13 protein-coding genes are annotated in these 12,841 nt (G+C 55.5%); 8 read left to right on the plus strand and 5 right to left on the minus strand.

The window, feature by feature from the left end:
• Positions 1–20 precede the first annotated feature (20 nt).
• A complete protein-coding gene (gene lysA, locus FOV68_RS14165) occupies positions 21–1,277 on the plus strand; it encodes a diaminopimelate decarboxylase (protein ID WP_143991091.1) in 1,257 nt (418 codons plus the stop codon).
• A 32-nt stretch (positions 1,278–1,309) separates the two neighbouring features.
• Here lysA and FOV68_RS14170 read toward each other — a convergent pair whose 3' ends face one another.
• On the minus strand, positions 1,310–1,618 hold the full coding sequence (locus FOV68_RS14170; protein WP_031592523.1) for a PTS lactose/cellobiose transporter subunit IIA: 309 nt from the start codon (positions 1,616–1,618) through the stop codon (positions 1,310–1,312).
• Positions 1,619–1,796: 178 nt separating this feature from the next.
• Here FOV68_RS14170 and FOV68_RS14175 point away from each other — a divergent pair, with 178 nt between their 5' ends.
• From FOV68_RS14175 to FOV68_RS14195, 5 genes are all read left to right on the plus strand, one after another.
• Positions 1,797–3,146: a PTS sugar transporter subunit IIC gene (locus FOV68_RS14175; RefSeq protein WP_039389290.1), complete on the plus strand. Its 1,350-nt coding sequence runs from the start codon at positions 1,797–1,799 to the stop codon at positions 3,144–3,146.
• Positions 3,143–4,570, plus strand: a complete 1,428-nt coding sequence (locus tag FOV68_RS14180; RefSeq protein ID WP_143991092.1) for a glycoside hydrolase family 1 protein — start codon at positions 3,143–3,145, stop codon at positions 4,568–4,570. The genes FOV68_RS14175 and FOV68_RS14180 overlap by 4 nt, the downstream gene beginning before the upstream one ends.
• 15 nt (positions 4,571–4,585) lie before the next feature.
• Entirely contained in the window at positions 4,586–4,903 is a 318-nt protein-coding gene (locus FOV68_RS14185; RefSeq protein ID WP_010248665.1) for a PTS sugar transporter subunit IIB, read from the plus strand.
• A gap of 96 nt (positions 4,904–4,999) precedes the next feature.
• A complete protein-coding gene (locus tag FOV68_RS14190; RefSeq protein WP_031593704.1) occupies positions 5,000–5,773 on the plus strand; it encodes an FCD domain-containing protein in 774 nt (257 codons plus the stop codon).
• Entirely contained in the window at positions 5,770–6,222 is a 453-nt protein-coding gene (locus tag FOV68_RS14195) for a GNAT family N-acetyltransferase (RefSeq protein ID WP_109652195.1), read from the plus strand. The genes FOV68_RS14190 and FOV68_RS14195 overlap by 4 nt, the downstream gene beginning before the upstream one ends.
• A gap of 40 nt (positions 6,223–6,262) precedes the next feature.
• Here the strand turns inward: FOV68_RS14195 and FOV68_RS14200 are convergent, their stop codons facing one another.
• The 4 genes from FOV68_RS14200 to mutH all read right to left on the minus strand — a co-directional run bounded on the left by FOV68_RS14200 (position 6,263) and on the right by mutH (position 9,268).
• Entirely contained in the window at positions 6,263–7,303 is a 1,041-nt protein-coding gene (locus FOV68_RS14200; protein WP_143991093.1) for an NADP(H)-dependent aldo-keto reductase, read from the minus strand.
• Positions 7,304–7,443: 140 nt separating this feature from the next.
• Positions 7,444–7,662, minus strand: coding sequence for a YgdI/YgdR family lipoprotein (locus FOV68_RS14205; RefSeq protein WP_003853956.1), 219 nt, complete (start codon positions 7,660–7,662; stop codon positions 7,444–7,446).
• Positions 7,663–7,780: 118 nt separating this feature from the next.
• Complete coding sequence (locus FOV68_RS14210) at positions 7,781–8,491, minus strand: TerC family protein (protein ID WP_010248654.1); 711 nt, start codon at positions 8,489–8,491, stop codon at positions 7,781–7,783.
• 99 nt (positions 8,492–8,590) lie between these two features.
• The gene (mutH, locus tag FOV68_RS14215) at positions 8,591–9,268 is read right to left on the minus strand and encodes a DNA mismatch repair endonuclease MutH (protein WP_010248652.1); all 678 of its coding nucleotides are present in this window, start codon (positions 9,266–9,268) and stop codon (positions 8,591–8,593) included.
• Between the two features lie 684 nt (positions 9,269–9,952).
• Between mutH and rppH the strand changes: the two genes are divergently transcribed.
• A complete protein-coding gene (gene rppH / locus FOV68_RS14225; protein WP_009087042.1) occupies positions 9,953–10,480 on the plus strand; it encodes an RNA pyrophosphohydrolase in 528 nt (175 codons plus the stop codon).
• Positions 10,481–10,492: 12 nt separating this feature from the next.
• Positions 10,493–12,739 carry a phosphoenolpyruvate--protein phosphotransferase gene (gene ptsP / locus FOV68_RS14230; protein ID WP_010248647.1) on the plus strand — a complete coding sequence of 749 codons (2,247 nt, stop codon included), beginning with the start codon at positions 10,493–10,495 and terminating at the stop codon, positions 12,737–12,739.
• Positions 12,740–12,841: the final 102 nt, after the last annotated feature.

Raw genomic sequence — 12,841 nt, forward strand, 5'->3', positions numbered from 1 at the left:
ATTGCCACAGGAGAATTGCCATGCCACGTTCCTTACAGAGTACCGAAACCGCACTCAGCGCCGCTAACCTGCTGCCGCTGGCACGCCGCTACGCCGGGCCATTCTGGGCTTATGATGCGCAGATTATTCAAGCGCGTATTGCCCAGCTGCAGGCATTTGATGTGGTGCGCTTTGCGCAGAAGGCCTGCTCGAATACGCATATCCTGCGCCTGATGCGCGCGGCGGGTGTGAAAGTGGACTCGGTATCGCTGGGTGAGATCGAACGTGCGCTGGCTGCGGGCTATCAGCCTGGCGGTGACGAGATCGTCTTTACCGCGGATCTGTTCGATCAGCCGACGCTGGAGCGGGTGACCGCGTTAAAGGTGCCGGTTAATGCCGGATCGATCGATATGCTGCATCAGCTCGGCGCGGTCTCACCGGGACATGCGGTGTGGCTGCGGGTCAATCCTGGTTTTGGTCACGGCCACAGTCAGAAAACCAATACCGGTGGCGAAAACAGTAAACATGGTATCTGGCACGCCCATTTAGCCGAGGCGCTGGCGGCGATTAAGCAGCACGGCCTGCAGCTGGTGGGCATACATATGCATATCGGCTCTGGCGTCGATTATGCGCATCTGCAGCAGGTCTGTGATGCGATGGTTGAACTGGTGATGGCGTCGGGTCAGGATCTGACCGCGATCTCTGCGGGCGGCGGCCTCTCTGTGCCTTATCGCTATGGCGAAGAGGCGATCGATACCGATCACTATTTCGGCCTGTGGGATGCAGCACGGCAGCGTATCGCCCAGCATCTGGGTCACGCGATAAAGCTGGAGATCGAACCGGGCCGTTTCCTGGTGGCCGAGGCGGGTGTGCTGGTCTCTCAGGTACGGGCGGTTAAGGCGATGGGCAGCCGTCACTTCGTGCTGGTCGATGCCGGTTTCAGTGACCTCATGCGCCCCGCAATGTATGGCAGCTATCACCATATCTCGTTGATGGCGGGCGATGAGCGGGCGATTGATGAGCAGCAGACTATCGACACGGTGGTCGCTGGCCCACTGTGTGAATCGGGTGATGTCTTTACCCAGCTGGAGGGCGGCATGGTCGAACCACGCGCGATTCCGGCGGCAAAGGTTGGCGATTATCTGGTGTTCCACGACACCGGTGCTTACGGCGCATCCATGTCCTCTAACTACAACAGCCGTCCGCTGATCCCGGAAGTCCTGTTTGAGCAGGGCCAGCCGCGCGAGATCCGCCGCGCGCAGACTATTGAGTCGTTACTGGCACTGGAAATCATCTAATCACCTCACTCAGGTGGCCAGCGCGCCGCCTGTCAGCCATAGATCTCTTTACGCAGCATGACCAGCTCCTCTGCCAGCTCGCGGCACAGCATGGCATTCATCAGATGATCCTGCGCATGCACCAGAATCAGCGTGACCGGCAATTTTCCGCTTCCCTCGTCTGCACCAATCAACGCGGTCTGAATTTTATGTGCCGCTTTTGCCGCGGTATCTGAAGCAGCCAGCGCCGCGTCAGCCCCGGCCCAGTCGCGTTTGCGCGCACACTGAATCGCCATCATCGCCGACGAACGGGCTTCCCCTGCATTGATCAGCAATTCCATCATGGTCTGTTCGTAATCCATAACGCCTCCGCTATTGGTATGCCAAATTGGCCGTTTTAATCATACTGGAATGCCAATAAGCGTTTCCGGGAGGTTCGTCACAGAAAAAAACGAGGGGATTCGTCATTTTGGTATGCCACTAACAGGGAAGACCACGACGATTACAGGAATACCGATCTTACATCTCTGAGGGTTGATCATGTCTCTACAGGACCGCCTTATCGATTCCCTGGGCAGCTTTGCCACCCGCTTTAACAGTTATCGCTACATCATGGCGATTAAAGCCTCGTTCATTACCCTGATGCCGGTGATCATTGTTGGCGCCTTCTCGGTATTGATCTCTAACATGGTGCTGGACAGCAAAAATGGGCTTGCCAGCTTTGCCGCCCTGGCTTTTTTAGCTGACCTCAAGCCCATCACCAGCAGTATCAATTACGCCACGCTCAGCTTTCTTAACATTGGTGCGGTGTTTCTGATTGGTATTGAGCTTGGGCGCATAAACGGTATAAAAACGCTGTTTCCCGGCCTGCTGGCGATCATCTGCTTTGTATCCGTAACGCCGACCACCTTACAGATGATGGTCGATGGGCAGATGCACCTGGTCACCGACGTGCTGGCCAAACAATTCTCCGATACCAAAAGCCTGTTTCTCGGCATGTTTATCGCTATTCTGTCGGTAGAGATCTACTGCCGCCTCGAACAGGTTGAGCGGCTGAAAATCAAAATGCCCGACACCGTACCGCCCAACGTGGCCGCCTCTTTCTCCGCGCTGATCCCCTCAATTATCACCGTGACGCTGATAGCGACCTTTGGCTTTATCTTCCATCGTGTCACCGGCATGTACCTTTACGACGCGGTATACCAGGTGGTGCAGCAGCCGCTGGAGTCGGTGGTGCAGAGCCTGTGGGGCATTCTGATTCTGATGTTCGTTGCCCAGCTATTCTGGGTAATTGGTATTCACGGCAACCAGATGGTGAAGCCGATCCGTGAGCCGCTGTTGCTGGGCGCGATTATGGTCAACATGACCGCTTTTGAGCAGGGAAAAGAGGCACCGAACATCATCACGATGCCGTTCTGGGATGTTTATATGAGCATCGGCGGTTCCGGCCTGACCATCGGACTGCTCACCGCCGTGATGCTGGCGACGCGGCGCAAAGAGATGCGTGAAATCGCCAAACTGTCGTTCGGGCCAGGCATTTTCAATATCAACGAGCCGGTTATATTTGGTATGCCGATTATGCTTAACCCGATTCTGGCTATCCCTTTCATCATCACACCGCTGGTAACAGGTTCTATCGGCTACTTCGCTACGGTGATGGGATTTGCCGGGAAAGCCGTGGTGATGGTGCCCTGGACCACGCCTCCGATTATCAATGCCTGGCTTTCAACGGCCGGATCGATGGGCGCGGTGGTGACGCAAATCGTCTGCATTCTGGTGTCAGTACTCATCTATCTGCCATTTGTGAAAGTCGCAGCCCGCCGCGCGGATGCAGCGGAAGCAAAGAGCCTGCAACCTGAGCTGAACCCCAACCGTACGGAGGTGTTATGAGTCGTCAGACTGTCCACATACCTGAGAATTTCATTCTGGGGGCTGCTGCCTCCGCCTGGCAGACGGAAGGCTGGAGCGGAAAAAAAGCGGGGCAGGACTCCTGGCCTGACGCCTGGTATCAGCAGGATCGTCACGTCTGGCACAACGGTTATGGCCCGGCGGTTGCCACCGACTTTATCAACCGATTTAGTGAGGATGTGGCGCTAATGAAGGCCAGCGGGCTGACCCACTACCGCACTTCAATCAACTGGTCGCGTTTCCTGATCGATTACGAAACCGCCACGGTCGATGAGGAATACGCGGCTTACTATGATCGGCTGATTGATGAAATGCAGCGCCAGGGCATTGAACTGATGCTCTGTCTGGAGCATTACGAACTGCCCGCCACGCTGCTGGAGCAGTATGGCGGCTGGCAGTCAAAGCATGTCGTTGAACTCTTTATCCGTTATGTCGAACAGGTGTTTAAACGCTATGCCGGTCGGGTCACGCGCTGGTTTGTGTTTAACGAGCCGATTGTGGTTCAGACCCGCGTCTATCTCGACGCGCTGCGCTGGCCTTATGAGCAGAACACCCATAAATGGATGCAGTGGAACCACCACAAGAATCTCGCGACCGCCCGGGTAGTGCAGCTGTTCCGCGCGGCAGGCTATGCCGGTCGCATTGGTACCATACTCAATCCGGAAGTCACTTATCCGCGATCATCAGCCCCGCACGACCAGAAGGCGGCGCATATTTATGACCTGTTCTACAACCGGGTGTTTCTCGATCCCGCCATTAAAGGCGAGTATCCGGCGGAGCTGCTGGCGCTGCTTGATAAGCATCAGATTGAGTGGGAAACCACCCCGGAAGAGCTGGCGATTATTGCCGCCAATACCGTCGATGAGGTCGGGCTTAATCTCTACTATCCGCATCGCGTGAAGGCACCGTCCCGCGCCTGGCATCCCGGGACACCCTTTCATCCCGCCTGGTATTACGAACACTTTGAACTGCCGGGGCGACGGATGAACCCTTCGCGCGGCTGGGAAATTCAGCCTGAAATTATCTGGGATATGGCGCAGCGGATGCGCGATGAGTACGGCAATATCCCGTGGTTTGTGGCTGAAAGCGGTATGGGAATTGAGAACGAAGCGCAGTTCAAAAATGACGGCGGGGAGATTCAGGACGATTACCGCATCGCGTTTATCAGCGAGCACCTGCATCAGGCGATACGCGCCAGTCAGGCGGGGATTAACTGTCAGGGCTATATGCTGTGGGCGTTTACCGACAATGTCTCGCCAATGAATGCCTTTAAAAATCGCTATGGTCTTATCGAAATCGACTTAGATAAGCAGCGTCAGCGCCGTATGAAGAAATCTGCCCACTGGTTCCGTACGCTGCGCGACATGCAGCAATTTACCCTGTGGCTTGATGATGAGCCGAAATAACGCGAGGAAACGAGCATGAAAAGAATTGTTCTGGCCTGTGCTGCGGGCATGTCGACCTCAATGGTGGTGACGCGGATGGAAAAAGAGGCTGCCGCTCGCGGACTGGCATTCCAGATCTACGCCATTCCGGAGCAAAACCTGCGTGAAGAGCTGCAAAACTACGGCAACGAGGTGGTGGTCGTGCTGCTCGGGCCACAGGTGCGCTTCAAACTGGAGGAGAACCGAAAACTCACCGACAGCTATCAGTTGCCCATCGCGGTGATCGATACGGTTGCTTACGGCACGCTGAATGGTGCAAAGGTACTCGATCAGGCGCTGGCTTTGATACACTGAGCCCCAGTTTGCGAGCCAGCCTCTCCGGTTCGCGGGCATTGTCGCGCAGGGAACCGCGGCAATGCCGTTAGCGCATTGATTGCAAAGGGTGACAGTGTGGACAAAGCCGAAGCGCCGCAAGAAAAAAAGCAGTATCAGGAAATTGGTCAGCACCTGCGTCAGCAGATCTGTGACGGGCACTATCCGGTGGGATCGCGCCTGCCGCCTGAACGTCAGCTGGCTGAAACCTGGGGCGTCAGCCGGACCATCGTGCGCGAGGCATTATTGATGCTGGAGCTGGAAGGTACGGTGGATATCCGCCAGAGCTCTGGCGTCTATGTGATGCGTATTCCTTCCGCCAGTGATGATGAAGAAGAGGCCTTCTTCCGCAGCGATGTTGGCCCGTTTGAAATGCTACAGGCACGTCAGTTGCTGGAAAGCAATATTGCAGCCTTTGCCGCAAAAATGGCGACCAAAGCGGACATTGAAAATCTGCGTCGTACGCTGGAACAGGAGCAGCGTGCCATCGCCGCCAACGACAGCAGTCAGGACAACGACAAGTTGTTTCATCTGCTGCTGGCGGGTGCCAGTCAGAATCAGATGCTGCTCGATACCGTCACCAGTATCTGGCGACATCATGATAGCAGCCCGCTCTGGCAGCAACTGCGCCCGCAGTTTGAAACCCGCGCCTATCGCCTGAAGTGGCTTGGCGATCACCAGACAATCCTGGCCGCTCTGCGTCGGCGTGATGTGATGGGGGCCTGGCAATCTACCTGGCAGCACCTTGAGAACGTCAAGAATACGCTGCTGGAACTTTCCGATGCCGATGCGCCTGACTTTGATGGCTTCCTGTTTGATTCAGTCCCGATCTTTCAGGGGAAACTGATGTGATCGAGATTGTATCGCTCAGCGATGCCCCCCAATTTGCCGATCAGATCATTGACTGGCAGTGGCGCGCATTTGGTGAAGCCACCAGCCGGGCGTTCTTTGGCAGTGTGGTGAACAGCAGCCTTATCGGTGCTGATTTTCCGGTGACTTTCGTTGCCGTGGAGGGGGACAGGGCAGTCGGCACGGTGGGATTCTGGCGCTGCGACCTGATCAGCCGTCAGGATCTTTTCCCCTGGCTGGCGGCGCTCTATGTTGATGAGTCGGTGCGCGGCAAAGGTGTCAGTGAGGCGCTGCAGCAGCACGTCATCGCCTATGCACAGGCACGGGGCTATCCACGGTTATGGCTATGGTCAACGTTTGGGGGCTACTACGAACGTTATGGCTGGCTGCCACAGGGCGAAGCGCTGGAGTATCCCGCTAAGCCGGTAAAACTCTATTATCGCGACCTGTAAGAGATGCCAGCCGCCATCGCGGCAGCTGGCAACAGAACGCTCAGGGAGCCGGATAGGTATAACGACGGTGGATCGCCTCAATGCCTTCCAGGATCTCTGCATTTAAGGTCAGATTGAAGCTGTCGATATTGATCTGCAACTGTTCAGGCGTGGTGGCGCCCAGCAGCGTGCTGGCCACAAACGGCTGCTGACGCACATAGGCGAGAGCCATCTGCGACGGGTCGATCTGATGCTGCTTAGCCAGTGCTACATATTCGGCAATCGCCTTTTGTGACTGCTCGCCGCTGTAGCGGGTAAAGCGGCTGAACAACGTGTTGCGTGCACCCGCAGGCTGTGCGCCATTCAGGTATTTACCGCTCAGCGTACCAAACGCCAGGCTGGAATACGCCAGCAGCTCTACGCCTTCATGCTGGCTGATTTCGGCCAGACCTACTTCAAAGCTGCGGTTCAGCAGGCTGTAAGGATTCTGAATGCTGATAATGCGCGGCAGTTCATGCTTCTCCGCCAGCTGCAGATAGCGCATCACGCCCCACGCGGTTTCGTTCGACACCCCGATATAGCGGATCTTACCGGCGCGCACCTGTTCGGTCAGCGCTTCCAGCGTCTCCAGCAGCGTCACCTGAGCAGTGGTTTCGCTGTACTGATAGCCGAGCTTGCCAAAATAGTTGGTCTGACGCTGTGGCCAGTGCAGCTGGTAGAGGTCAAGGTAGTCAGTATTCAGGCGTTTCAGGCTGGCATCGAGTGCTGCGCGGATGTTTTTACGGTCCAGTGCCATATCCGGGCGAATCGACGCATCATTGCCACGTGAAGGCCCGGCCACTTTACTGGCCAGAATGATTTTGTCGCGGCTGCCGCGCTGTTTAAGCCAGCTGCCAATATATTGTTCGGTCAGACCCTGGGTTTCCGGACGCGGGGGCACCGGATACATCTCGGCAGTATCAATAAAGTTGATGCCGGAACGGATAGCTAAATCCAGTTGAGCATGGGCGTCGGCTTCGCTGTTCTGTTCGCCAAACGTCATGGTGCCCAACCCCAGCTGACTCACTTCCAGCGTGCTGTGGGGAATACGATGATAGTGCATTGCCAGCTTCCTTTTCTTTATGGAATGGAATGTTGTGTCCTCAGGGACTATAGCGCGAGCAATGGCGGGTAAGGAAGGGGGAAAAGTCGGGGAAATCACCTGCCAGCCGGGAATCGGTGGCAGGCGATTAAATCGGGCACTTAACGTTCAATGATCGTCGAAACCTCATCGCTGTTAATCTGCACCATATGACCTGTCTGGTCTGTGTACTCCACCAGACCGGTCTCTTTATCGATGCTCGGCTTGCCTTCGGTCATGATCATCCGGCCATCTTTGGTCGCCATGACATAATCAGAACTGCATCCACTTAAGAATGCGGCGGTTACCATCACCAGTGCTACTCCTGCCAACCCTTTCATCACGCCAAATCCTCACAAATGGTCAAGTGCAAACAGTGTAGTAATAAATGGTTTTGCCGGCGGGGTTAATCGTAGAAATCTGAAAATAACCGGGCGAGCAGGCTCGCCCTTGACTTTATCAGGCGTGCTTTTTCTTACTACGCATCAGGTTAAGACACTCAACCGCCATTGAGAAGAACATAGCGAAATAAATGTAACCTTTTGGTACGTGGACCGCAAAACTCTCCAGAATCAGGGTGAAACCGACCAGAATCAGGAAAGAGAGAGCCAGCATTTTCACTGACGGATGGCGGTCAACAAACTCACCGATCGCGCGAGCAGCGAACATCATCATCAGCACGGCAATAACCACCGCCGCCATCATAATGAACAGATGATCGGAGAGGCCGATCGCCGTGATCACTGAGTCGAGGCTGAAAATAATGTCGAGCATCATGATCTGCACAATCGCACCCAGGAAGGAATGGACGCGGGTGTTGTGTTCGCCTTCGCTCCCTTCGATCGTTTCATGGATCTCCATGCTCGATTTCCACAGAAGGAACAGTCCGCCGAACAGCAGAATCAGATCGCGCGCCGAGAACGCATGATCCATCAGCGTAAAGAGCGGATTAGTTAGACGGGCTACCCACGCGATAGAAGCCAGCAGGCCAAGACGCATCAGCATCGCGCCCATCAGACCAATGCGACGCGCGCTGGCTTGCTGGTGTTTTGGCAGTTTAGCGACCACCAGCGACAGGAAAATGATGTTATCAATACCCAGCACCACCTCAAGGATGGTCAGGGTGCCCAGCGCCAGCCAGGCGTTGGGATCGGAAATCCACTCAAACATACCGACATTTAATCCTAAACGAAAAGTAAACGGCGATTATACGCATTCAACTCGCCGATCTCCCACAAAATTGCGACACATCAACGCGGGTGGCGACGTTCAGAGGAGAAAATGACGCGCCAGCAGGGGCCCGGTGAAGCTTTTCTTCAGGTAGAAACCGCGCGGCAGCGTCATGATTGGCTGGCCCTGATCGCCGATTCCTTCTGTCAGCGCTTTGCTATTGGCGGCTTTGGGCCGGATTTGCAGCCAGGCACCATGTCGCGCGGTAATCTGCTCTACGCGACCCAGCACAATCATATCCATCAGCTCTTCCCAGTCCTGCCGCAGCATCTCATCTTCTTCCGCATCGGGGCTCCATAACAGCGGCGCGCCGACACGGCGTTCCCGCAGCGGAATCTCACGCCCGCCTTCAACCGGGATCCACAATACCCGCGCCAGCTTGTGGCGCACATGGCTGGTGAGCCAGGTCACGCCGCTGTTGCCGGTCAGAGGTGCCACGCAGACAAAGGTGGTTTCCAGCGGTTTACCCTGCGCATCAATCGGGATAGTTTTCAGTTCGATACCCAGATGGGCAAAGTCCTGCTCCGCTTTGCTACCTGCGCTGGCACCAAGATGCCACTCCAGCAGCATGCCGACCCAGCCCTTGTCGCGTTTGAGATCCGCAGGCATGGGCAGACCGGCGCGCGCGGCCAGGGTTTCCAGGGTCAAACCGGCTAAATCCTGCGCGCGTGCCAGCAGGCTGGCTTCATCTTCAGGTGGTCCTGGCTGGTAACTCATGGTGAACACTCGCAATGATTAAAATTTGTACAGCAGCAGGTGAGTCACGTTTCTCACTTAAATAATCCGCGTCAGGGATCGATAATAACATGATAGATCGTGCTTTTTTTAGCGGATTGCACGCTCGCCGCCCTAAGTGCTTCAGGGTTATCCCAGCTTACCCGCAACAATGAACAGGATCTCCAGCCCGGTTATCCACAGAAAAATGGGATAACCACCGACTGAGTGCGGTACTGGTTCCATTTACAGCCTTGACTTTTCACGATCTGGCCATAATTTCGCCGCTCTGGCCTAACCCTGAGCGATTATCTGTGGATAAAAAGCAGTGTGCTTATATTTTAAGCAATTGTCAGTTGCCATGAAAATATTCACTGTTTATGAAAGATTTATTGATAAGATTTTTGATTTAATATCATTAAAAATCAGATGGATGTGTTGTTATCTTTTTTCGGCTCTCCAGCGCGCATGGAAAAGGTTATTCAGATAACTCCCGCGTTCTGCACAAAGCTATCCACAGAAAAGGTGAATAAGATCGATCTTTTTCACGGTCATTGTTTATAACTTTGCCATTTTCTGTGAGTTATCCCGACGCTGATGGCTTAACCCCCCGTGAATCCAGTGGTTTACCGCCTGTAAGGAGTGTGAAACAATCAGCTCATTCAAATTTTGCTTTGAGGTAGTCCGGTGATCGATGATGATGGCTACCGCCCGAATGTTGGTATCGTAATCTGTAACCGGCAGGGACAAGTGTTATGGGCCAGGCGCTTTGGACAGCACTCCTGGCAATTTCCTCAGGGAGGCATCAATCCCGGTGAAACCGCAGAACAGGCGATGTATCGCGAACTGTTCGAAGAGGTCGGATTACACCGGAAAGATGTTCGAATACTTGCTTCTACCCGTAACTGGTTACGTTACAAGTTGCCAAAACGTTTGGTGCGTTGGGACACAAAGCCGGTATGTATCGGCCAGAAACAAAAGTGGTTTCTTCTGCAGTTAATGTGTAATGACGCGGATATCAATGTGCAGCACAGCAGCACGCCCGAGTTCGATGGCTGGCGCTGGGTCAGTTTCTGGTATCCGGTGCGTCAGGTTGTCTCCTTTAAGCGCGACGTTTATCGTCGGGTGATGAAGGAATTCGCTGGCGTGGTGATGTCTATGCAGGAGAGTGCGGGGCAGCGAAATAATCCTGCCCATCGACGTAAGAGAGGATAGGCCACGCCCTTTATGCTCACTCAGTTGCGCGAAATTGTAGAAAAAGTGGCGAGTGCGCCGCGTCTCAATGAAGCACTCGACATCCTGGTTAATGAGATCTGTCTGGCGATGGATACGGAAGTCTGTTCCGTTTACCTCGCCGACCACGATCGTCACTGCTACTACCTGATGGCGACGCGCGGACTTAAAAAACCGCGTGGCCGCACCGTGACCCTGGCGTTTGACGAGGGGATCGTCGGTTTAGTGGGCCGTCTGGCCGAACCGATTAACCTTGCTGACGCCCAGAGTCATCCCAGCTTTAAATATATCCCCGCAGTGAAAGAGGAGCGCTACCGCTCCTTCCTCGGCGTGCCGATTATCAGCCGTCGCCAGTTACTGGGCGTGCTGGTGGTGCAGCAGCGCGAGCACCGTCAGTTTGATGAAAGCGAAGAGTCGTTTCTGGTCACCCTTGCCACCCAGATGGCGGCATTGCTGTCGCAGTCGCAGATGGCCCAGCTGTTTGGTCAGTTCCGGCAGACGCGGGTGCGCGCAATTGCAGCTGCGCCTGGCGTGGCGGTAGCACCGGGCTGGGTAGATGAGACGCAGCCACTGCTCGATCAGGTTTCGGCTGCCTCAACGCTGGATGTTCATCGCGAACGTGAGCGTCTGTCGCTCGCCATGAGTGAAGCCACCAGTGAATTTCGTCGCTTCAGTAAACGCTTCAGCGCCAGCGCTCAGAAAGAGAGTGCGGCCATTTTCGACCTTTACTCTCACCTGTTAACCGATGCCCGACTGAAAAAAGATCTGTTCGATGAGATCGAACGCGGATCGGTCGCCGAATGGGCAGTGAAACAGGTGATCGAGAAGTTTGCTGAACAGTTTGCCAGCCTGACGGACACCTACCTGCGTGAACGCGCAGGCGATCTGCGGGTGCTGGGTCAGCGCCTGCTGTTTCACCTTGACGATACGCTGGTCGGGACCAATGCCTGGCCGGAACGCTTTGTGCTTGTGGCCGATGAGCTGACCGCCACCACTTTAGCTGAGCTGCCGCATGAGCGGCTGGCGGGCGTGGTGGTGCGTGACGGCGCAGCCAACTCCCATGCGGCGATTCTGACCCGCGCGATGGGGATCCCGACCGTCATGGGCGCTGATATCCAGCCCCATCAGCTCAACAAACGTTTGCTGATCGTCGATGGGTATCGCGGTGAGCTGTTGATCGATCCCGAGCCGGTGCTGGTGCAGGAGTACCAGCGTTTGATCAGCGAAGAGAATGCGCTGAGCAAAATGGCGGAAGGCGTGGTCGATCAGCCCGGTGAGCTGAAAAGCGGCGAGCGCGTGCAGGTGATGCTGAATGCCGGATTAAGCCCGGAGCATGAGCAGACGCTGGGCAACTGGGTGGATGGCATCGGACTCTACCGCACCGAAATTCCGTTTATGCTGCAGAACGGCTTCCCGTCGGAAGAGGAGCAGGTGGCACAGTATCAGGGCATGTTACAGCTGTTTCACAACAAGCCTGTGACGCTGCGGACCCTGGATGTGGGGGCAGATAAACAGCTACCCTACATGCCGATCAGTGAAGAGAATCCCTGTCTGGGCTGGCGCGGCATCCGCCTGACGCTTGACCAGCCGGAAATTTTCCTGGTGCAGGTGCGCGCGATGCTGCGTGCTAACGCCGCATCCGGCAACCTCAGTATTCTGCTGCCGATGATCAGCCATATCGACGAGATCGACGAAGCGAAAAAGCTGATCGATCGCGCAGGACGCGAAGTCGAAGAGATGCTGGGCTATACGATCCCCGCGCCGCGCATCGGCATCATGATTGAAGTGCCGTCGATGCTGTTTATGATCCCGCATCTGGCGTCACGGGTCGATTTTGTCTCGGTTGGCACCAACGATCTGACCCAGTATCTGCTGGCGGTGGATCGCAACAACACCCGCGTGGCCAATCTCTACGACTCGCTGCATCCGGCGATGCTGCGCGCACTAAATACGATTGCGCAGGAAGCCCGTCTGGCCAATCTGGAACTGTGCCTGTGTGGTGAAATGGCTGGCGATCCAATGTGCGTGGCGCTGCTGGTCGGGCTGGGATATCACCATCTCAGCATGAACGGCAAAAATGTACCGCGGGTGAAATACCTGCTGCGCCATCTGGATCACGAAGAGGCGCAGCAGCTCAGTGAGCAGGGGATGAATGCTCATACCGCCACCGAGGTTCGTCATCTGGTCTCGACCTTTATGGAGCGTCGCGGGCTGGGTGGATTAATCCGCGGCGGTCGCTAAGCGCCACTTCAGGCTATTTTATTTGCCATTCTGGCCCCGGGCAGTGCTCACACAGGCTGCTTTAGCAACCTGAACGCCCGTCAGGGCGGCCCTGAAGGGGCG

The organism is Pantoea sp. paga, assembly GCF_007558755.1.
Lineage (GTDB): Bacteria > Pseudomonadota > Gammaproteobacteria > Enterobacterales > Enterobacteriaceae > Pantoea > Pantoea agglomerans.

Coding starts and splice junctions, on each gene's coding strand:
- lysA (WP_143991091.1), top strand. CDS start 21: ATGCCACGTTCCTTACAGAGTACCGAAACCGCACTCAGCGCCGCTAAC.
- FOV68_RS14170 (WP_031592523.1), bottom strand. CDS start 1,618: ATGGATTACGAACAGACCATGATGGAATTGCTGATCAATGCAGGGGAA.
- FOV68_RS14175 (WP_039389290.1), top strand. CDS start 1,797: ATGTCTCTACAGGACCGCCTTATCGATTCCCTGGGCAGCTTTGCCACC.
- FOV68_RS14180 (WP_143991092.1), top strand. CDS start 3,143: ATGAGTCGTCAGACTGTCCACATACCTGAGAATTTCATTCTGGGGGCT.
- FOV68_RS14185 (WP_010248665.1), top strand. CDS start 4,586: ATGAAAAGAATTGTTCTGGCCTGTGCTGCGGGCATGTCGACCTCAATG.
- FOV68_RS14200 (WP_143991093.1), bottom strand. CDS start 7,303: ATGCACTATCATCGTATTCCCCACAGCACGCTGGAAGTGAGTCAGCTG.
- FOV68_RS14205 (WP_003853956.1), bottom strand. CDS start 7,662: ATGAAAGGGTTGGCAGGAGTAGCACTGGTGATGGTAACCGCCGCATTC.
- FOV68_RS14210 (WP_010248654.1), bottom strand. CDS start 8,491: ATGTTTGAGTGGATTTCCGATCCCAACGCCTGGCTGGCGCTGGGCACC.
- mutH (WP_010248652.1), bottom strand. CDS start 9,268: ATGAGTTACCAGCCAGGACCACCTGAAGATGAAGCCAGCCTGCTGGCA.
- ptsP (WP_010248647.1), top strand. CDS start 10,493: ATGCTCACTCAGTTGCGCGAAATTGTAGAAAAAGTGGCGAGTGCGCCG.